The organism is Escherichia sp. MOD1-EC6819 (genome assembly GCF_002965765.1).
Lineage (GTDB): Bacteria > Pseudomonadota > Gammaproteobacteria > Enterobacterales > Enterobacteriaceae > Escherichia > Escherichia ruysiae.
In genome coordinates this window covers 157744-178410 of record NZ_PTRG01000009.1, presented here as the reverse complement: position 1 = coordinate 178410, position 20667 = coordinate 157744, and the positions used below count along the sequence as shown (strand labels likewise).

Here is a 20667-nt window from a genome sequence, read left to right as displayed (position 1 = left end):
TATCATGCGTTAATAGCTGCGTCGGTTTGAAAGACAGACAGCATACAAAGTAGTTTACTAAAGCAGTTCTCATTATCAGGCATTATCCCCTTCTTTTGAGTCTCTCTCCTGAACACTAAGTAGTTTCTGTAATAAAGCCCTGTTTGCCGAAAGGCTCAAAATGAAGGAAGTAAAATATGTCTAATAAAATGACTGGTTTAGTAAAATGGTTTAACGCAGATAAAGGTTTTGGCTTTATCACTCCTGATGATGGCAGCAAGGACGTTTTCGTTCATTTCACCGCCATCCAGAGCAATGAATTCCGCACGCTGAATGAAAATCAGAAAGTCGAATTTTCTATTGAGCAGGGGCAACGTGGTCCCTCGGCAGCGAACGTTGTTACGCTCTAAGGTTGCCGTTATTACTCAACATCTCCATTTCCGCTGTCCATGTTGTCATGGTTCACAGTACCGCACATCGGCATTCGATGTGACGGAGCGAAACCCTTTGGGCGCTAAGTGTATTTTTTGTAAATCGACGATGATCACCTTTGATAACGTTGCCTTGCAAATACGCACTGATCATGCGCCGCTGGATTTCACAAAATAATATCAGGCTCCCTCGCGGAGCCTTTTTTATATCTTCTGTTTGCACTTATCCCTGTACGCATATTGAGCGATAACCTACTGATTATTGAATCTTTCATGCAGATGGCTTATAACATTTCTAACCTGACCAGGGGATCGGAACCAACACCTTGCTGGCGTGTTGCTGTCTTTTAAGACCAGAAGAGGTTAACAGTGAATATTGAAGAGCTAAAAAAACAAGCCGAAACGGAAATCTCCGACTTTATTGCGCAAAAAATCGCCGAATTGAGTAAGAACACAGGGAAAGAAGTCTCTGAAATTCGCTTTACTGCGCGGGAGAAAATGACCGGGCTTGAAGGTTATGACGTCAAAATCAAAATAATGTGATTTTGTGAACATCACCCCGTGCGAGGTGATGTTCCGCTTGTTGCTAATTTAGTGACCAATCATTGGCGCTTGTGGAATTAAGCGTCGATACAATTCTTCTGGCACCGGGCTTTGCCATACACCCGCATACATCGCATATCCAATCACCGCAAACATAATCCCCAGAACCAATAGCGTCATTAACCAGCCAGACAACGCAAAGGCCTTTTTATTTGCCGCAGGTTTTTGCAGCGAAAAAGTTAATGTTGAAGTGACCGGACATGACTCTACGCAAGTCATACAGCCGGTACATTCCACTGTTCGTACCTGAATTAATTTATCGACCGGGATCCGTGATGGGCAATTTTTTGCGCATTTGCCACAATCGATACAACTTTCGGCATTGCGACGAATCTTAAACGGCGAAAATAACGAAACCACGCCCATCAGCGCGCCATATGGGCAAAGATAACGACACCAGGCATGGCGAATAAATAGGCTGGCAATCAGCAAAACGGTCACGCTGATTAATGTCGCGGTTCCCATATGACGAAAGAAATCGAGCATTTTAACGTCCATCACCACGCTGTAGGGCGATAGCATAAAATAGTGAATTGCCTGAGCGGGCATCAATAACGCGATATAGAGAAAAAAACTCAACAGCAAATACTTCACTGCGCGCAGAGGAATATCCAGCCAGCGGGGAAGGGCAAATTGCCGACCAAACAGTTTTTTCCCGAGATCGCCGATTAATTCAGAAAGCGTACCAATCGGGCATAACCATGAACAAAAGGCCTTTTTCAGCAACAGACTGATGATGATAAAAGCGACCAGCAACAGCATCGCGGCGGCATGGACGGAAGGTAGCTGGCCTGTTTCAAAGCTATATTTCAGATTCATCAGGCCGGCAATCGGTAGCCAGCCTTCGATGCCTCCTGGTCTGGCGACAAATGTCGTACTACCTGCCGTTTCGTAATAGCGCACCCAGTACCAGAAGGTGACGGCAATATAAATATTGATTGCTAACAGTAATAATTGCGTCGCTTTACGCCAGGTCGTGGCATTACGCCAGTCATTCCACGGTAATTTGCCGCCCGTCGTGCCTGGCCGCCGCTGCCAGCGGGTTCTTTTTTTCTCTGTCATGATTTTGCCAGCCCGTTAAGTTGCATACTAAATGCCACTATTATAAATATTCTTAACTGGCTGATATTGATTCAAATCGCGTTCAGGTCTTTCTTATTCAACCACGCTTCCAGAGCGGCAACACTGCGTGTAATTTCTTCGTGTGGGAGGGGCGCAGATAATGGCTGCTGCTCCAGTTGCGCGCATAGCTGGCTGGCGCTACGCATTCCCAGACTCGCGCAGCTGCTTTTTAGCTGGTGCGCGGCACGTTTAATTTTTTCGCCGTCCTGCCTGGCGCGGGCTGCGTCTATTTCATCGAGAAGTGGCAGGGCATGTTGTTTAAATAATGTCAGCCATTCGCGAATACTCTCCGTCCCCATTAACTGAGCATCTTCATGGAGTTGCGATACATCCAGCGATTGATCTTTATTGGTTTGCAGTTGGAGATAGTGCGCCAGTAACTGACCGAGCACTTCACGCGGCACTGGTTTAGGGATAATCCCGCGAAAGAGCGAACTGGTTCGCTGGCGCAGCGTTTCGTCGATGACATGGGCGCTAAAGCCAATCAAAACCAGCGACGGATATTGCTGTACCAGTTGTCGGGCAAGGGTAATGCCGTCGATATCCGGCAGATCAAAATCCACCAGTGCGGCAGCAAATGGTTCACTATTTTGCAGCGTTTCTATCGCCTGCGCGGCATTGCCAACAGCCACGACCTGCGCACCACTGGTGTTTAGCATCTCAACGGTAATTCGCTGGGTTAGCGGGTTATCTTCAATTAACAGCAAACGTAAACCGTCCAGACGTACCGCCTGATTGACTGTTTTTGGCACGGGGGCAGTGGCAACACGTAACGGCAAGCGTAAACAAAAACAGCTTCCAGCCCCCGGCGTGCTGGTGGCGCTCAGTTCGCCGCCCATCGCCTGAGCCAGACTGCTACTGATAGTCAGCCCCAGCCCGGTACCGCCGCGTTTGCCGCTTACCTGAACAAATGGCTGGAATATTTCTGCCAGTTTCGCGGGATCAATACCGCAGCCGCTGTCTTCCACTTCGACCAACCATTGCTCGCCATCAGTGCGACTGCGCAGGACGATCTGCCCCTCGTCAGTGAAACGCACGGCGTTGCTCAACAAGTTGGTAATAACCTGGCGAATACGTCGCGGATCGCCCATTAACGCGCTCGGTACATCGTTGGCAATTGCCGTTGCCAGGCGAATCGGGCGACCTTTCACCCGCCCGCTCATTAATTGCAGGGTACTTTCCAGCAGCGGGCGTGGTTCAAAGGGTTCATCGCTGACCGAAACATTTTTGCCCCCCGCTTCGATAGCCGAATAATCGAGGATATCGTTAAGGATGGTCAGCAGCGATTCGCCGGAGTCGGTAATTGCCCGCAAATCATCACACTGGGCGTTAAGTGCGGGGTTATCTGCCAGCAGTTGCGCGGTGCCGAGAATACCGTACAGCGGTGTGCGGATCTCATGGCTCATTGCCGCCAGAAACGCAGATTTTGCCTGGCTGGCTTTTTCGGCTTCCGCACGAGCCTGTCGATGTTCTACCACCAGTTCCTGTAATTCAGCCGTGCGCGCTTTTACTTGTGCCGCCAGCTGTTCGCGCTGGCGATTCAGCGCATGAACGCTGCTGCGAAACGCATCCATCAGCCGCCCGATGGTATCCAGCTCCCGCACGCCAGCGGTTTCCGGAAAAGGGGAGTCGATATCACCGTCCAGCAGTCGTTGCAGCGCCTGCGTTTGTTCGGCAAGTGGACGCGTGACTGAGCGATAAACCACGCGCCAGAGGATCAGAATCAGTGCGCAAAGTGAAACTATTCCCAGCAATACCAGGCTGTATTGCCCGCGTGCACTGGCTTTTTCGAGATGCGCCAGTCCGTGCTGATTGCGCAGCTCAATGGTGTCGACCAGCTGACTGACTTCACTACTAAACTGCGCGAACTGGGCGATGTTATTTTGGGCGAGAGTTTGCAGGTGATTGCTGATTTCACTGTCCTGCTGATACAGCGCCAGCAAATCGCTATATTGGCTAACGGTAGTTAACGTTGTCGCAACCTGAGCACGAACACCCGGATCTTCAATACGTATTTGCCGACGTTGCAGAATTTTCACCGCATTATTGAGCTGCTTTTCCAGCGTTGGCGAATTTTTCTGGATCAGTTCCAACCCCAGATTCATCACCATTTGCTGCACCCGCAGGGCGCTAAGGCGCAGTTCATTCATCTGGTTAACATACTCAAGATCGATATCAATCAGCCGATCGAGTGCGCTTTCGGCGGCCTGACGCTGATGTTGTTCGATCAAATCGTAAATCCCAGCCTGGGTAGCTCCGGCGGAGGTCGCCGCATTATTCGCCTGACCTTGCGCCAGGCGTGCGATTTTATCGGCGGCGGCGACTATCTGCTGACTGAGTTGCTGTTGTTGCTGGCGCAGTTGCAAACGCTGCCCCACCAGCTCCCCTTGCTGACGTAACGAACGGGAGATCTCCTGCTCCTGTTGTTCAATAGCGGTGGTATCAAAACCTTGTTCCCGTAATGCTTGCAGCAACGCATTAATCTTCAGGCTTTGTGCGGTGAGCATTCGCCCCTGCGCCTGCCACATCTTTTCGTTATCGGCACTGGTCAGGTTCTGCGCGGCGAAAAGTTCCCAGGCACTGGCTTCGCTCAACTGGCGCGCCATATTCATGGTAGGAATCAATGCCTGAGTGTTGTCTTTTTCCACCTGGCTGATAAAGCGCAGGTTGTACCATCCCACCAGGGTACTGGTCAGGGTTAACAGCGCCATCAGGGCAAAGCCCATCCAGAGCCTTCGGGTCAGGGTTAAATTCACGGTCGGTGTACTTAAGGTGAAAAATGTTGAGTCGCAAAGCGGAATGCATCTAGCATAAAGCCTTATTATTGATGAGGCTATCATGCGCGTACTGCTATTTTTACTTCTTTCCCTTTTCATGTTGTCGGCATTTTCGGCTGATAACCTGTTGCGCTGGCATGATGCGCAGCATTTCACGGTGCAACCCTCTACGCCGCTTAAAGCCAAACGCGTATGGAAACTGTGCGCGCTTTATCCCAGCCTGAAAGATTCATACTGGTTATCGTTGAACTATGGTATGCAGGAGGCTGCCCGCCGCTACGGTGTGGATTTAAAAGTGCTGGAGGCAGGCGGCTACAGCCAGTTGGCTACCCAGCAAGCACAAATCGACCAGTGTAAAGAGTGGGGCGCAGAGGCCATTTTGCTCGGTAGTAGCACGACGTCATTTCCCGATCTGCAAAAGCAGGTAGCAAGTCTGCCGGTGATTGAACTGGTGAATGCCATTGACGACTCACAGATAAAAAGCCGCGTTGGTGTGCCCTGGTTTCAGATGGGCTATCAACCAGGGCGATATCTGGTGCAATGGAGCCACGGTAAACCACTGAACGTGCTGTTGATGCCCGGCCCCGATAACGCCGGGGGCAGTAAGGAGATGGTAGAGGGTTTTCGCGCAGCCATTGCCGGAAGCCCGGTGCGTATTGTCGATATTGCGCTCGGCGACAACGATATTGAAATCCAGCGTAACCTGTTGCAGGAAATGCTGGAGCGCCATCCAGAAATCGACGTCGTTGCCGGAACGGCCATTGCGGCAGAGGCGGCAATGGGTGAAGGGCGTAACCTGAAAACGCCGCTTACCGTGGTGTCGTTTTATCTTTCACATCAGGTGTATCGCGGGCTGAAGCGGGGAAGAGTGATTATGGCTGCCAGCGATCAAATGGTCTGGCAGGGGGAACTGGCAGTTGAGCAGGCCATCAGGCAATTACAGGGGCAATCGGTGTCTGATAATGTCAGCACACCGATTTTAGTTCTGACGCCGAAAAATGCCGACCGTGAACATATCCGCCGCTCGCTGTCGCCAGGGGGATTTCGTCCGGTCTATTTTTATCAGCACACATCAGCGGCTAAGAAATAACCTTCGCCATGTTGCGTCACCAGTAAATCCGCGCTGAGTTTATGGCGTAAACGACGAATTAACACATCGACGGTGCGCAGGTCAGGGTTTTCCACCCGACGCGCAGAAAGCATACGCAGCAGACGTTCACGGCTGAGAATTTCGCCCGGATTCGTCACAAATGCCACCAACATTTCATACTCTGCGCGGGTCAGTTTAATCGGCTCGCCATCCCGCTCCAGCGTATGGCGCGACACATTCAGGCAATAACCCGCAAAGCGATAGCAGTTGTCCTGAGTGTGCGGTTGAGCTTGTCGCGCGAGGTCGATTCGCCAGAGCAGATTTTTTACCCGTACTACCAGTTCGCGCAGTTCCAGCGGTTTGGTGACGTAATCGTCTGCGCCCATTTCCAGCCCAACAATACGGTCAATTCGATCGCTGCGTCCGGTAACCAGAATAATCCCCACCGTCGAACGTTCCCGCAGGGCGCGGGTTAACATCAGGCCATTTTCATCGGGCAAGTTGATATCCAGCAGAATTAAATCCACCGGCTGATTCTGCATAATTTCCCGCAGCCCGGCACCGCTCGCCGTAACGGAAACGGTATACCCCTCCTGAGTGAAGTAGGATTGTAATCGTGCCTGGGTAACTGGCTCATCTTCAACAATAACAATGTGATGTGGCATCAGAGGGTTTTACTCATTCTGTTCATATCTGTTCATATTCTGCCGTAAGCCGTTCATCCTGACCAGTGCCGCTGTTCATATTTACTCATTAAGATCGCTTCACTAAACCATAATTTTACAGGGGCTATTATGCGGAAACTCTGGAACGCGCTACGCCGACCCAGTGCTCGTTGGTCGGTACTGGCGCTGGTCGCTATTGGGATTGTGATTGGCATTGCGCTGATTGTATTGCCACACGTTGGGATCAAAGTCACCAGCACAACCGAATTTTGTGTCAGTTGCCACAGTATGCAACCGGTGTATGAAGAATATAAACAGTCGGTGCATTTCCAGAACGCCTCCGGCGTGCGAGCTGAATGCCATGACTGTCATATCCCGCCGGATATTCCAGGCATGGTGAAGCGCAAACTGGAAGCGAGCAACGATATCTACCAGACCTTTATTGCCCACTCCATTGATACACCTGAAAAATTCGAAGCCAAACGCGCGGAACTTGCCGAGCGTGAATGGGCGCGAATGAAAGAAAACAACTCGGCAACCTGCCGCTCCTGCCATAACTACGATGCGATGGATCATGCGAAGCAGCATCCGGAAGCGGCACGTCAGATGAAGGTGGCAGCGAAAGATAATCAATCTTGCATCGACTGTCATAAAGGTATTGCCCACCAGTTACCGGATATGAGTAGCGGCTTCCGTAAGCAGTTCGACGAGTTGCGCGCCAGTGCTAATGACAGTGGTGACACGCTGTACTCTATTGATATTAAGCCGATTTATGCGGCGAAAGGCGATAAAGAAGCGTCTGGTTCACTGCTGCCTGCTTCGGAAGTGAAAGTCCTTAAACGTGACGGCGACTGGCTGCAAATTGAGATTACCGGCTGGACAGAAAGCGCCGGACGTCAGCGTGTACTCACCCAGTTCCCAGGCAAACGCATCTTTGTTGCCTCGATTCGTGGTGATGTGCAGCAGCAGGTGAAAACGCTGGAGAAAACCACCGTTGCCGACACCAATACCGAGTGGAGCAAGTTACAGGCCACTGCGTGGATGAAGAAAGGCGACATGGTAAACGATATCAAACCGATCTGGGCTTATGCGGATTCGTTGTACAACGGCACTTGTAACCAGTGCCACGGCGCACCGGAAATCGCCCACTTTGACGCTAACGGTTGGATCGGCACGCTCAACGGCATGATTGGCTTTACCAGTCTCGATAAACGTGAAGAACGCACCTTGTTGAAATATCTGCAAATGAATGCGTCTGACACCGCAGGTAAGGCTCACGGCGATAAGAAGGAAGAAAAATAATGAACAATAACGATCTCTTTCAGGCATCACGTCGGCGTTTTCTGGCACAGCTCGGCGGCTTAACCGTCGCCGGGATGCTGGGGCCGTCATTGTTAACGCCGCGCCGTGCGACTGCGGCGCAAGCGGCTACTGAGGCCGTCACCTCGAAAGAGGGCATTCTGACCGGATCGCACTGGGGGGCTATCCGCGCGACGGTGAAGGATGGTCGCTTTGTGGCGGCAAAACCGTTCGAACTGGATAAATATCCGTCGAAAATGATCGCCGGATTGCCGGATCACGTACACAACGCGGCGCGTATTCGTTATCCGATGGTACGCGTGGACTGGCTGCGTAAGCGCCATCTGAGCGACACATCCCAGCGCGGTGATAACCGTTTTGTGCGCGTGAGCTGGGATGAAGCCCTCGACATGTTCTATGAAGAACTGGAACGCGTGCAGAAAACTCACGGGCCGAGTGCCTTGCTGACCGCCAGTGGTTGGCAATCGACGGGGATGTTCCATAACGCTTCGGGGATGCTGGCGAAAGCTATTGCCTTGCATGGTAATAGCGTTGGTACGGGCGGAGATTACTCTACCGGTGCTGCGCAGGTGATCCTGCCGCGCGTAGTCGGTTCGATGGAAGTGTATGAACAGCAAACCTCCTGGCCGCTGGTATTGCAGAACAGCAAAACCATTGTGCTGTGGGGCTCCGATTTGCTGAAAAACCAGCAAGCGAACTGGTGGTGCCCGGATCACGATGTTTATGAATATTACGAGCAGCTAAAAGCGAAAGTCGCCGCCGGTGAAGTTGTGGTCATCAGCATCGATCCGGTTGTCACATCCACCCATGAGTATCTGGGGCGCGAGCATGTGAAGCACATTGCGGTTAACCCGCAAACTGACGTGCCGCTGCAACTGGCGCTGGCGCATACGCTGTACAGTGAAAACCTGTACGACAAAAACTTCCTCGCTAACTACTGTGTGGGTTTTGAGCAGTTCCTGCCGTATCTGCTGGGTGAGAAAGACGGTCAGCCGAAAGATGCCGCATGGGCTGAAAAACTGACCGGCATTGATGCCGAAACCATTCGTGGGCTGGCGCGGCAGATGGCGGCGAACAGAACGCAAATTATTGCTGGCTGGTGCGTGCAGCGTATGCAGCACGGTGAACAGTGGGCGTGGATGATTGTCGTTCTGGCGGCGATGCTGGGGCAAATTGGCCTGCCAGGTGGTGGCTTTGGTTTTGGCTGGCACTATAACGGTGCAGGCACGCCGGGACGTAAAGGCGTTATTCTGAGTGGTTTTTCCGGCTCTACGTCGATTCCGCCTGTTCACGACAACAGTGACTACAAAGGCTACAGCAGCACCATTCCGATTGCCCGTTTTATCGATGCGATCCTCGAACCGGGGAAAGTGATCAACTGGAACGGTAAATCGGTAAAACTGCCGCCGCTGAAAATGTGTATTTTTGCCGGAACTAACCCGTTCCATCGCCATCAGCAGATCAACCGCATTATTGAAGGCTGGCGCAAGCTGGAAACGGTTATCGCCATAGATAACCAGTGGACCTCAACCTGCCGCTTTGCCGACATCGTGCTGCCTGCGACCACGCAGTTTGAGCGTAACGATCTCGACCAGTACGGCAACCACTCCAACCGTGGCATTATCGCCATGAAACAGGTCGTGCCGCCGCAGTTCGAGGCGCGCAACGACTTTGATATTTTCCGCGAGCTGTGCCGCCGCTTTAATCGCGAAGAAGCCTTTACCGAAGGGCTGGACGAAATGGGCTGGCTGAAACGCATCTGGCAGGAAGGTGTACAACAGGGTAAAGGACGCGGCGTTCATCTGCCCGCGTTTGATGACTTCTGGAATAACAAAGAGTACGTCGAGTTTGACCATCCGCAGATGTTCGTTCGCCACCAGGCATTCCGCGAAGATCCGGATCTCGAACCGCTGGGCACGCCGAGTGGCCTGATTGAGATCTACTCGAAAACCATCGCCGACATGAACTATGACGATTGTCAGGGGCATCCGATGTGGTTTGAGAAAATCGAACGTTCCCACGGTGGGCCTGGCTCGCAAAAGTATCCGTTGCATCTGCAATCTGTGCATCCCGATTTCCGACTTCACTCACAGTTATGTGAATCTGAAACCCTGCGTCAGCAATATACGGTAGCGGGTAAAGAGCCAGTATTTATTAGCCCGCAGGATGCCAGTGCGCGCGGTATTCGTAACGGTGATGTGGTACGCGTCTTTAACGCTCGCGGTCAGGTGTTGGCAGGGGCAGTGGTTTCTGACCGCTATGCACCCGGCGTGGCGCGAATTCACGAAGGGGCATGGTACGATCCAGATAAAGGTGGCGAGCCTGGTGCGCTGTGCAAATACGGTAACCCCAACGTGTTGACCATCGACATCGGAACTTCGCAGCTGGCGCAGGCGACCAGTGCGCACACTACGCTGGTGGAAATTGAGAAGTACAACGGAACAGTGGAGCAGGTGACGGCGTTTAACGGCCCCGTGGAGATGGTGGCGCAGTGCGAATATGTTCCGGCGTCGCAGGTGAAATCATGACCACGCTGACAGCACAACAGATTGCCTGTGTTTACGCCTGGCTGGCGCAGTTGTTCTCCCGTGAACTGGACGATGAACAACTGACGCAAATCGCCAGTGCGCAGATGGCTGAATGGTTTTCGTTGCTGAAAAGCGAACCGCCGCTCACAGCGGCGGTGAATGATCTGGAAAACCGTATTGCCACGCTGACAGTACGTGACGATGCTCGTCTGGAACTGGCCGCTGACTTTTGCGGCCTGTTTCTGATGACCGACAAACAAGCCGCGCTGCCGTATGCATCGGCCTACAAACAGGACGAGCAAGAGATTAAACGCTTGTTAGTTGAGGCGGGGATGGAAACCAGCGGCAATTTCAACGAACCGGCAGATCATCTGGCGATCTATCTCGAGTTGTTGAGTCATCTGCATTTTTCGCTGGGAGAGGGGACCGTTCCTGCGCGAGGAATCGAAAGTTTGCGGCAAAAAACACTGACGGCGCTGTGGCGCTGGTTACCGGAGTTTGCTGCGCGTTGCCGTCAGTATGATAGCTTTGGTTTTTACGCGGCACTAAGCCAGTTATTGCAGGTGTTGGTGGAGTGCGACAACCAAAAGAGATAATGCCGATTTGTAGGCCTGATAAGACGCGGTAAGCGTCGCATCAGGCATTATGGCAGAGCCGCCGGATGCGGCGTGAACGCCTTATCCGGCCTACGGGAACAGTGCCCTTTGTAGGCCTGATAAGACGCGTTAAGCGTCGCATCAGGCAACAAACTCACGGATGAGCCACAAACCGGGAAAGCCGCTGGCGCAGCAGGCGGTTTTCCTGTTTCAGATGTGCAATATCATCCATTAACGTCAGCGCCACCGCGATCCCCGGCCAGTCCAGCGCCAGCTCATTACGCAGCCGTACTGCGCGTTGCACCACAATGGCGGCATGGTCGTCAAATACCCAGGTTGTTTCCTGGATCTCACGCGGTTCAACCACCCCCAAACCGACAATTTCATTCAACTCCTCTTCAGAGATGCCGGTATGCAGGCAAAATTCGGTAATGGTAAAAGTCACCATAACATTAGCCATCATGCTTTCCCCCAATCTTTGCGTGGATCAAAAGACGACTGGGCGTCTGCCAGTTGCTGCCACAGCGCGGCAGTGTTTTCATCTGGTTTCGGCGGCATCACGATTTTCAGTACCGCATACAGATCGCCGGTCTGTTTTTTGCTCACCAGACCTTTGCCTTTAACGCGCAATCGTTGCCCGGCCTGGCTGCCAGGCGGGATAGTCAGCAAAATGCTTTCTTTCAGTGTTGGGACGGTGACTTTAGCACCCAGCGCCGCTTCCCACGGGCTAACCGGCACCACAATTTCCAGATCCTGGCCGACAATATCGAACAACGGATGTGGCGCAATATGAATCACCAGCCACAAATCGCCATTTGGACCGCCGTTTTCGCCCGGCGTCCCCTGGCCTTTCAGGCGGATGCGTTGACCATTGCCGACGCCCGCCGGGATCTTCACATTCAGCGTTTTCGGAATTTCCTGTTCGATCATGCCAAAGGCGTTATAAACCGGCAGGTTATAGCTGATGGTACGCTTGTGCTCAGTAAGCGTTTCTTCAAGGAATACCGCCACTTCGATTTCAATATCGTGGCCACGTGTAGCGGGGCGCTGGCGACTCTGGCGGGCATGTTGACCGAAAATTGACGAGAAGATATCGTCAAAATCTTCGGCGTTAAAACTCTGACCGTCGCCATGATGGAACTGACGGTTAAATTGCGGATCGTTGCGATGTTGCCACATCTGATCATACTCAGCGCGACGTTGCTCATCACTCAACACTTCCCACGCTTCAGCGACCTCTTTGAAGCGGGCTTCGGCATCGGGTTCTTTACTGACATCGGGATGGTATTTACGGGCCAGTCGACGATAGGCGGTCTTGATTGTCTTGAGATCGTCCGTCGGTTTCACGCCCATGATGGCGTAATAATCCTTTAATTCCATAGCGTTATCTCGCGTAAATCAATACAGACAAAGGGAAACCCCTGACAAGGTATCAGTGTTAAGTGTAGGGGAAATCAGAAAAAATCGTAGGCCAGAGACAACAACATAACTAAAAATGATATTTTCAGCCTGAATGTTGGCAGGTAAAAGAAGGGACGTTTAACCTTCAGGGATGCCCCATGACGACCTTGCCAGGGGGCAGAAAATGGGGGCTTATCCCGCTTTTACCGCAGTTACCATCACTTCAACCAGAATCTCCGGGCGGGCCATCTCAGCTTGTACGGTAGCACGTGCCGGGCTATATCCTTCTGGTATCCAGCTAACCCATACGTCGTTGAAATCGGCAAAATCGCGGCTGATATCTTTTAACCATATCTGAGCGGACAAGAGATGAAATTTATCACTGTCAGCTGCCGCAAGTAATTCGTCGATTTTCTCCAGCACTTCGCGCGTTTGTTGCGCGATGGACGGGGTATTGCTCTTCGGTGTCTGACCGGAGAGAAAAACAAGATTGCCATATTCCACGCTGGCGGCAAGACGCGGTTGTGGGTTATTACGTTTGATATTCAAGCTGATTGGCTCCATGTCAGTCCATCAAGTGAAATTGCAGGGTCTTCGCCCGACAGCAGAGCGCCTAACACCACGGCACTACCCGCCGCCAGCGTAAAGCCCAGACTGCCCTGACCAAGATTCATCCATAGATTTTGATACTTCGCCCGTCCTAATAGTGGCGGACCCGCAGGGGTGGATGGACGCATACCCGTCCATAATTCGGCCTCATCGATACCTTGCAGTTGCGGAAAGCTGGCCGCTACGATCTGTTTTAACGCGCCAATGCGTTCAGAGCGCAGTTCATTACCGTCATAGCCAATATCGACCATGGCGGCGATGCGCAACCGATCACCGAGTCGGGCATAGACAATTTTATGACCATAGTCGGTGACACTGATTTGTGGTGCGATCCCCATTTTTTGTGGGAAGGGGAGCGTCAGACTGTAACCTTTCAAACCGCAGAGCGGTACGTGAGTCCCGGTTCCGGCAAGCAAATGCGTGCTGCCATTACCGGCGGCAACGACATAATCATCCGCAACCAGCGTTCCAGTGCGGGTGGTAATAGAGACAATGCGCTCACCTTTTTTATTCAACTGCAAAACTTCACAATCGGTTTGTAGCGAAAAATTCGCGCTGGCATTAAGTTTGGCAAGTAATGCCTGACAGAACTTATAGCAATCCGCCGTTTCATCGCCGGGGGAGTAAATACCACCGCACAGGGAATGACCAATATGTTTTAGTGCAGGTTCAAGATGAACACACTCTTCGCGTGATAAAGCCTGTTGAAATTGCGGATCAATGCCTTTTGCCGCTTTGGCTAAATCTTGCTGACGGCGATGAATAATCAGTTTGCCAGAACGGCGCCAGTGAAAATCATCAAGATTATCTTCCAGCAACCATGCTTCCATGACCTGACGACTTAACAGTGATAAGCGTAAAATATGGTCGCCATTGAGTTTATTTGTCCGGCTATTACAGGACATTAAAAACGCCAGCAACCAGCGCCACTGGCTAAATGACATGCGCAAACGCATATTCAGAGGGGAGTCACTTTTCCCCATCCACTTAAGTCCCTGCATCGGTACGCCTTTATCCGCCAGAGGAGCAACGTAGCGATAGCTGAGTTGCCCGCCATTAGCGAAACTGGTGGCGATACCTGCCTGACTGTTGCGTTCTAACAATTGCACCTGATGGCCCTGTTTTACCAGAACCCATGCTGTCGCCAGACCAATTACCCCGCCGCCAATAACTACAATGCGTTTTTTCATCACCTGAGATATCCACCGCTAATAAATGCGTTGGGGATATGTCAAAACATTTAGGCCTGAGGAGCAATTGACTTTTTATTTTCAGGGTATAACTCAAGGTTAATGGCTCGCAGTTGCTGACGTAATTGCTGACAGAGGAAATCGACAAATTTTTGTGTAATAGGACTAAGCGAAACATCGGCACGGCGTAGTAAGCAAAGATCAATTTTTATTGGTGGTTCGATGGGGTGAATTGTCTCTGCCGGGAGGTTATGACGGGCAGAGAAAATATCGGTAATACTGCATCCCATTCCTCGTTTTACAAATTCAGTCGCCATGTAATACGTCTGGACATTCAGGCGCGTCGTCAAAAAATCACGCCGTTTGGCTATTGCATCGGAAAGGGAATAGGGGCCGGGAGAAATCCAGCGTTGTTGGTCAATCTTGTCTATTTCTACCGCGCCCTGTCGATAGTCCCGGTCGATATAAACCAGCGGAACTTCGGCTATCAGCGTCGTCATAATATCCCCCTGTTGAATCGGCTGTAGCGTCAGAGCCAGATCAATCTCGCGCAGATCAAGCTTTTTAACCAACGTTTCGGTGTGCTCTGTCGTCAGTGTCATTACCAGATTTGCATTCTGCTGGTAAAACGCGGTGACTATTTCTGGCACCAGACTTAACCCCAGGCTTGGCAGGCATCCCAGGGCTATTTTGGCTCGCGGATCTCGCGTCAGGTTATCGGCCAGCAGTCGCAGGTTATCGAGTTCGTGATAAATCGACTGCGCTTTTTCAAAAAGTGTGATCGCTTCGCTGGTTGGAAGAAGCTTGCCACGAACTCGCTGAAAGAGCTGAAAACCGAGTTTTTGTTCAGCGTTTTTTAACGCTTTACTGGCGGCCGGCTGGGAAATATTCAGCGATTCCGCAGCCCGGGAAAGTGTCCCGCATGTCATCACGGCATAGAAGATTTCCAGGTGGCGCAGTTTCATTAAGAGTTAACCCAGAGTTATAGACGATAGATAAAAAGTCATTTCATGGTAACACCAAGTTAACATAAATTTAATCTGTAACGCCTGTTCTGGTAACAATGCGTTATTTGCCCACCTAAAGGGGTTAATTACGAACTCAGAATAATACCTGTAGTACCCGGACAAACCCTCAGTGCATTTTGCTAACAATAATAACGAGGGGGGATATTTTCTGAGCTGTCCAAATACATCGGCTGATATTGATGGTCGATTCGATGGGGTTAAGGAGTTATATGAGTGACTCAATGCTCGCTGGTGGTTCGCTAACCAGACAAAATATCACCAAAAAGAATGTCATTATTGGTTTACTGTTGGTTGTTTTTTTACTGACAGCGTTCTGGTGTCAGGGGCGTCCAGGTAATGAACTCGGACTGCTTGGTTTTACACCGCTGGTAGCGTTAGCGGTGCTCTCGTTGATAGGCGTCGATATTGTTCTGGCGGTTATTTCATCGATTATTATTGCGATGATAATGACTTCCACCGGCTTACCTGAAATGGGCACCATGCTGGCAAAATCGACGGGATCGTTTATCGCCACTGTAGGTCTGATCATTATGCTTGGTGCCGGTGTCGGGGAAGTTGCAACACGTACCGGAGCCGCCGTTGAACTGGTCAAATTTGTGGTACATCGTATCGGGCTTTCCAGCCAGACGCGGGTCAAATTTGGCATCGTTGTCTCTTCCATTCTCATCTGTGGCGCGCTGGGCACTATGGCAGGCGGCAATGCCATTATTGTCGCGGTGATTATTCCTGTGGCGGCGGCAGTACGGCTGACGCCTCCCACGGTGGCTGCACTGATGATGACGGCGGGTTCAGTGGGATTGTTTACCGGGCCATTTACTCCCAGTACCGTGACGATTTTACAACTCGGCGGCCTGACTTATCCGCAATACCTGATGTACGTTGGGCTACCAATGAGCGCCGTGACGTTATTCGCTGGCTGGATCATGGCCGGGCGAATTCAGAAGATGACGGAAGGAAAATTACATTACGAAGTGGATCTCTCTGAGAAAACTCAGGAAGAAGAGCAGCCCGCCCGTGTTCGCCGTCGCAAGCTCAGCGCGCTGGCATTTGCCGCAACCATTATTGTTATGGCGGTTATCGGTGTAGTGATAAAAGCAGGTTTTAGTTTTGCCATTATCGTGATGTTACTGGTGGCTTTGATCACCGGACTGGTGGGAGGATTAAGCCCTGCCGGGATACTGCAGGCGCTGTATAAGGGGTGTGGCAGACTGGTGTGGATGTTTCTGCTCTACTGGCTGTATAACCCGATTCTGGAACTTATGGATAGCCTGCAGGCGTATCAGGGGTTGCTCGAATACACACAACCTCTGTTAACCGGGATATCACCGGCATGGCTTTGCTTCTGTATTTTTGCCTTTAACATTATCGGTCATGTGCCAGGCGCCGCTGTTGCTCAGATGACCTTTACGCACAAAATATTTGGTCCGATGTTGATGGCTGCGGGAGTGCCGCCACAGGGGACAACGGCGGTATTGTTGGCCTCATCGCAAGTGGACTGGTTTGGGCCTTTCCCTTCATCGGATATGTTTGGTCAAATGGGGCTGGCACAATCAACCCATCTGAAATATATGCTTTATAACGGTTGGACCATTGTCATTGCCAATATCATTCTTTTTGCCGTGCTGTTTCAGATATTAGTTTAACGATACAAACCAGGCGATAGCGCAGCTACTGTCAGTCATCGCCTGGTGCCCTGCAAGTTTCCCGCCTCGTTATCTGCTAATTTGCGAACCGGTTCCCGGAAATAAGTCATATTTCTGTCACACTCTTTAATCATTGATAACAAAAGAGGTGTGAGGAATGAAAAAAACGCTAATCGCCGCAGCCGTGGCAGGGATGGCTTTGCTTTCTTCAAATACTCAGGCACAGGCTGTACCGGAGGGCTATCAGCTACAGCAAGTGCTTATGATGAGTCGCCATAACTTACGCGCACCGCTGGCTAATAATGGCAGTGTGCTTGAGCAGTCGACGCCGAATAAATGGCCAGAATGGGATGTTCCCGGCGGGCAGCTCACCACTAAAGGTGGCGTGCTGGAAGTGTATATGGGGCATTACATGCGTGAATGGCTGGCAGAGCAGGGGATGGTAAAGTCGGGTGAATGCCCGCCGCCGGACACCGTTTATGCCTACGCAAACAGCTTGCAACGTACCGTCGCTACCGCGCAGTTCTTTATTACCGGCGCATTCCCTGGATGTGATATTCCTGTTCATCACCAGGAAAAAATGGGCACTATGGATCCAACCTTTAACCCGGTAATCACCGATGATTCCGCCGCATTCAGTGAGCAGGCGGTGGCGGCAATGGAGAAAGAGTTCAGCAAACTACAACTGACTGACAGCTATCAGCTACTGGAAAAAATCGTTAACTATAAAGACTCTCCAGCCTGTAAAGAGAAGCAGCAATGTTCGCTGGTGGATGGCAAAAATACCTTCAGTGCGAAGTATCAACAAGAGCCGGGCGTTTCCGGGCCATTGAAAGTAGGCAACTCGCTGGTGGATGCTTTCACTTTGCAATACTACGAAGGTTTCCCGATGGATCAGGTGGCGTGGGGGGAAATTAAATCTGACCAACAGTGGAAGGTGTTGTCGAAGCTGAAAAACGGCTACCAGGACAGCTTGTTTACCTCACCGGAAGTAGCGCGCAATGTTGCGAAACCGCTGGTCAGTTATATCGACAAAGCCCTGGTCACCGATCGTGCCAGCGCACCGAAAATCACTGTGTTGGTAGGGCATGACTCTAATATTGCCTCGCTGCTCACCGCGCTGGACTTTAAACCCTATCAGTTGCATGACCAGAACGAACGCACGCCAATTGGCGGCAAAATCGTTTTCCAGCGTTGGCATGACAGCAAAGCCAATCGTGATTTGATGAAAATTGAATATGTTTATCAAAGTTCGGAACAGTTGCGTAATGCCGACGCGTTAACGTTACAGGCTCCGGCTCAGCGGGTGACGCTGGAATTAAGCGGTTGCCCGATAGACGCTGATGGTTTCTGTCCAATGGATAAGTTTGATAGCGTGTTGAATGAAGCAGTGAAATAACAGAAAACTCCCCCGCGAGAAACGGGGGAGTCACTGGTTAAACGTTTTTACGTTCGATGGTCTGTTCGCCCCAAAAAAGCGAATCTTTATCGGTTTTGGCAAAGGCTTTGACTAACACTTCATCGCTACCTTCTTCCCAAATTTTTTCCGCCATTTTCTCGTCGTACCCGGCGACTTCAAAAATGGCCTCGGCTATTTCCGGCGACGTATTGCGCAGAGATGCCCATTCACCCACGTGATGAGCTTTCGCTTCTTGAGTTGGCATGCGTATCCTCCTGTTGAAGATTAGCCATTAAGTTTGACTGCCAGACCAGCAACATATTCCCCCTGGTAACGTGCGATAGACAACTCTTCCTGACTGGGCTGGCGCGAACCGTCACCGCCTGCAATGGTGGTCGCGCCATAAGGCGTTCCGCCGCGAACCTGCGAGACGTCAAATAATTCCTGTGCTGCGTAGCCAATGGGGACAATCACCATGCCGTGATGTGCAAGGGTCGTCCAGGTTGAAGTGATAGTCTGTTCCTGACCGCCGCCGGTGCCGGTCGAACTAAAGACGCTCGCCAGTTTGCCGTACAGAGCGCCGGAAGCCCACAGGCCGCCAGTCTGATCCAGGAAAGTACGCATCTGGCCTGACATATTGCCAAAGCGGGTTGGTGTACCAAAAATAATCGCGTCGTAATCGGCCAGTTCTTGCGGGGTTGCAACGGGCGCAGTTTGCGTTTTACCGCCTGCTTTTTCGAATAATTGCGGCTGCATGGTCTCCGGTACACGCTTAACGACAACTTCTGCGCCATCGACTTTGCTTGCGCCTTCAGCGACTGCACGCGCCATCGTTTCGATATGTCCGTACATGGAATAATAAAGCACCAGAACTTTAGCCATTTCTAACCACTCCTCGTGTTATCTCTATTCCGTAGCGATTCGCTACCACTCATTTAAAGATAAGACGTCCTATTCAGAGTGCAAATTTCACAACCACTTATTTGATTTATAACAATTTTCACAAGCATGTAATTTTGTCGCAAAATGATACATTTTTATCCCATAGTGTTTTTTTAATCATAAGAGCGGCTTATGGCTGATTACCGGAAATGATATCTATTCTCGCTAAGAAGCTGTTGCAGGATATTACCAAACGCAGGCTTACCCGCGTCAGTTCACTAAGCTTAGTCCCACGTAGCGAAAATATGGCACCCGCCATACGCCGCGTTAATCCTGGGCACTATGATGACGGAGGTCAGTAATGGCAAACCATCGAGGCGGTTCCGGCAATTTTGCAGAAGACCGCGAAAGAGCATCAGAAGCAGGTAAAAAAGGTGGACAGCACAGCGGGGGGAATTTCAAAAATGACCCGCAACGCGCATCTGAAGCAGGAAAAAAAGGGGGCAAAAGCAGTCACGGCAAAAGCAACAACTAGCCGGGCTACTCTATGACGAATGCGTTTTGTCTGACGCGCGTCAATACGCCACTGCCGCCGGTAATTCCGGCGGTTTTTCGTTCTGGTACTCTCCTTAATATCCTTACGTTAATACCTTTCTCGCTCATTCCACCATTATTCATTCGTGCCGTGAATGTTGATGGTCGAGGCATCGTGCTGATTTTGCTATCCTGTTGCCAGTCTACAAGAGGGGTGAGCGCATGACGCAAGGCGCAGTGAAAACAACGGGTAAACGTTCGCGCGCAGTGAGTGCGAAGAAAAAAGCGATTCTTGGTGCGGCACTGGACACTTTTTCACAATTCGGTTTTCACGGCACAAGGCTGGAGCAGATCGCAGAGTTGGCGGGTGTTTCAAAAACCAATCTGCTGTATTACTTTCCGTCAAAAGAGGCGCTGTATATTGCCGTGCTGCGGCAGATTCTCGATATCTGGCTGGCACCGTTAAAAGCGTTTCGTGAAGATTTCGCCCCGCTGGCGGCGATCAAAGAGTACATCCGTCTGAAGCTGGAAGTCTCCCGTGATTATCCGCAGGCTTCGCGCCTGTTCTGTATGGAGATGCTGGCAGGCGCGCCGCTGTTAATGGATGAACTGACGGGCGATTTGAAAGCATTAATTGATGAGAAATCGGCGCTGATTGCCGGTTGGGTCAAAAGCGGCAAACTCGCGCCGATTGACCCGCAGCATCTGATTTTTATGATTTGGGCTTCCACTCAACATTACGCCGATTTCGCCCCTCAGGTGGAGGCGGTGACAGGCGCGACGTTGCGCGATGAGGTATTTTTCAATCAAACGGTTGAAAACGTGCAGCGGATTATTATTGAGGGGATTCGACCACGTTAAAGATGCCGG

At 51.2% G+C, this 20667-nt stretch carries 22 protein-coding genes and 1 pseudogene; 13 read left to right on the top strand and 10 right to left on the bottom strand.

Features of this window, described 5'->3' with window-relative positions:
• The first annotated feature begins 176 nt into the window (after positions 1-176).
• From cspG to A7Z06_RS14770, 5 genes and pseudogenes are all read left to right on the top strand, one after another.
• Complete coding sequence (gene cspG / locus A7Z06_RS14780; RefSeq protein WP_000066493.1) at positions 177-389, top strand: cold shock protein CspG; 213 nt, start codon at positions 177-179, stop codon at positions 387-389.
• Between the two features lie 10 nt (positions 390-399).
• Positions 400-588: a cold shock small protein YmcF gene (ymcF, locus tag A7Z06_RS14775; protein ID WP_071524879.1), complete on the top strand. Its 189-nt coding sequence runs from the start codon at positions 400-402 to the stop codon at positions 586-588.
• Positions 563-761: pseudogene (locus tag A7Z06_RS21880) on the top strand (protein YmcE). Before ymcF ends, A7Z06_RS21880 begins: the two are co-directional and overlap by 26 nt.
• Complete coding sequence (locus A7Z06_RS22460; protein ID WP_135486412.1) at positions 740-790, top strand: hypothetical protein; 51 nt, start codon at positions 740-742, stop codon at positions 788-790. Before A7Z06_RS21880 ends, A7Z06_RS22460 begins: the two are co-directional and overlap by 22 nt.
• The gene (locus tag A7Z06_RS14770; protein ID WP_001019200.1) at positions 780-953 is read left to right on the top strand and encodes a GnsA/GnsB family addiction module toxin; all 174 of its coding nucleotides are present in this window, start codon (positions 780-782) and stop codon (positions 951-953) included. Before A7Z06_RS22460 ends, A7Z06_RS14770 begins: the two co-directional genes overlap by 11 nt.
• A gap of 48 nt (positions 954-1001) precedes the next feature.
• Here the strand turns inward: A7Z06_RS14770 and A7Z06_RS14765 are convergent, their stop codons facing one another.
• Both A7Z06_RS14765 and torS read right to left on the bottom strand, forming a co-directional pair.
• The gene (locus A7Z06_RS14765; RefSeq protein ID WP_000136746.1) at positions 1002-2075 is read right to left on the bottom strand and encodes a 4Fe-4S binding protein; all 1074 of its coding nucleotides are present in this window, start codon (positions 2073-2075) and stop codon (positions 1002-1004) included.
• 71 nt (positions 2076-2146) lie between these two features.
• Positions 2147-4891 carry a TMAO reductase system sensor histidine kinase/response regulator TorS gene (gene torS / locus A7Z06_RS14760; protein WP_105279478.1) on the bottom strand — a complete coding sequence of 915 codons (2745 nt, stop codon included), beginning with the start codon at positions 4889-4891 and terminating at the stop codon, positions 2147-2149.
• Positions 4892-4973: 82 nt separating this feature from the next.
• Here torS and torT point away from each other — a divergent pair, with 82 nt between their 5' ends.
• On the top strand, positions 4974-6002 hold the full coding sequence (gene torT / locus A7Z06_RS14755) for a TMAO reductase system periplasmic protein TorT (RefSeq protein WP_001264950.1): 1029 nt from the start codon (positions 4974-4976) through the stop codon (positions 6000-6002).
• Here torT and torR read toward each other — a convergent pair.
• Positions 5975-6667, bottom strand: a complete 693-nt coding sequence (gene torR, locus A7Z06_RS14750; protein WP_001120112.1) for a two-component system response regulator TorR — start codon at positions 6665-6667, stop codon at positions 5975-5977. The two genes, torT and torR, sit on opposite strands and share 28 nt — an antisense overlap.
• A gap of 129 nt (positions 6668-6796) precedes the next feature.
• Between torR and torC the strand changes: the two genes are divergently transcribed.
• From torC to torD, 3 genes are read left to right on the top strand one after another with little or no spacing between them, the layout of a single operon-like run.
• Positions 6797-7969, top strand: coding sequence for a pentaheme c-type cytochrome TorC (gene torC, locus A7Z06_RS14745; protein ID WP_001230242.1), 1173 nt, complete (start codon positions 6797-6799; stop codon positions 7967-7969).
• Positions 7969-10515 carry a trimethylamine-N-oxide reductase TorA gene (gene torA, locus A7Z06_RS14740; protein ID WP_001063157.1) on the top strand — a complete coding sequence of 849 codons (2547 nt, stop codon included), beginning with the start codon at positions 7969-7971 and terminating at the stop codon, positions 10513-10515. Before torC ends, torA begins: the two co-directional genes overlap by 1 nt.
• The gene (gene torD / locus A7Z06_RS14735; protein ID WP_000209885.1) at positions 10512-11111 is read left to right on the top strand and encodes a molecular chaperone TorD; all 600 of its coding nucleotides are present in this window, start codon (positions 10512-10514) and stop codon (positions 11109-11111) included. The genes torA and torD overlap by 4 nt, the downstream gene beginning before the upstream one ends.
• Before the next feature lie 154 nt (positions 11112-11265).
• On the opposite strand, the gene cbpM is transcribed toward torD, so the two are convergent.
• From cbpM to A7Z06_RS14710, 5 genes are all read right to left on the bottom strand, one after another.
• Entirely contained in the window at positions 11266-11571 is a 306-nt protein-coding gene (gene cbpM, locus A7Z06_RS14730; RefSeq protein ID WP_000024502.1) for a chaperone modulator CbpM, read from the bottom strand.
• Entirely contained in the window at positions 11571-12491 is a 921-nt protein-coding gene (gene cbpA, locus A7Z06_RS14725) for a curved DNA-binding protein (protein ID WP_000420621.1), read from the bottom strand. Before cbpA ends, cbpM begins: the two co-directional genes overlap by 1 nt.
• A gap of 213 nt (positions 12492-12704) precedes the next feature.
• A complete protein-coding gene (locus tag A7Z06_RS14720) occupies positions 12705-13061 on the bottom strand; it encodes a RidA family protein (protein WP_024165060.1) in 357 nt (118 codons plus the stop codon).
• Positions 13058-14311: a D-amino acid dehydrogenase gene (locus A7Z06_RS14715; protein WP_000746239.1), complete on the bottom strand. Its 1254-nt coding sequence runs from the start codon at positions 14309-14311 to the stop codon at positions 13058-13060. The genes A7Z06_RS14720 and A7Z06_RS14715 overlap by 4 nt, the downstream gene beginning before the upstream one ends.
• A 50-nt stretch (positions 14312-14361) precedes the next feature.
• On the bottom strand, positions 14362-15276 hold the full coding sequence (locus tag A7Z06_RS14710) for a LysR family transcriptional regulator (protein WP_000776562.1): 915 nt from the start codon (positions 15274-15276) through the stop codon (positions 14362-14364).
• Between the two features lie 272 nt (positions 15277-15548).
• Between A7Z06_RS14710 and A7Z06_RS14705 the strand changes: the two genes are divergently transcribed.
• Entirely contained in the window at positions 15549-16982 is a 1434-nt protein-coding gene (locus tag A7Z06_RS14705) for a hypothetical protein (protein ID WP_001285185.1), read from the top strand.
• Between the two features lie 157 nt (positions 16983-17139).
• Complete coding sequence (agp, locus tag A7Z06_RS14700) at positions 17140-18381, top strand: bifunctional glucose-1-phosphatase/inositol phosphatase (protein ID WP_000751741.1); 1242 nt, start codon at positions 17140-17142, stop codon at positions 18379-18381.
• A 37-nt stretch (positions 18382-18418) separates the two neighbouring features.
• Here agp and A7Z06_RS14695 read toward each other — a convergent pair whose 3' ends face one another.
• Together A7Z06_RS14695 and wrbA are read right to left on the bottom strand one after the other, a co-directional pair.
• Positions 18419-18646 carry a YccJ family protein gene (locus tag A7Z06_RS14695; RefSeq protein WP_001143120.1) on the bottom strand — a complete coding sequence of 76 codons (228 nt, stop codon included), beginning with the start codon at positions 18644-18646 and terminating at the stop codon, positions 18419-18421.
• A 20-nt stretch (positions 18647-18666) separates the two neighbouring features.
• Positions 18667-19263, bottom strand: coding sequence for an NAD(P)H:quinone oxidoreductase (gene wrbA / locus A7Z06_RS14690; protein ID WP_001151442.1), 597 nt, complete (start codon positions 19261-19263; stop codon positions 18667-18669).
• A gap of 361 nt (positions 19264-19624) precedes the next feature.
• On the opposite strand from wrbA, the gene A7Z06_RS14680 reads away from it, so the two are divergent.
• Together A7Z06_RS14680 and rutR are read left to right on the top strand one after the other, a co-directional pair.
• Positions 19625-19798 carry a general stress protein gene (locus A7Z06_RS14680; RefSeq protein ID WP_001273661.1) on the top strand — a complete coding sequence of 58 codons (174 nt, stop codon included), beginning with the start codon at positions 19625-19627 and terminating at the stop codon, positions 19796-19798.
• A gap of 221 nt (positions 19799-20019) precedes the next feature.
• On the top strand, positions 20020-20658 hold the full coding sequence (gene rutR, locus A7Z06_RS14675) for an HTH-type transcriptional regulator RutR (RefSeq protein WP_010344430.1): 639 nt from the start codon (positions 20020-20022) through the stop codon (positions 20656-20658).
• The last annotated feature ends 9 nt before the right edge of the window (positions 20659-20667 follow it).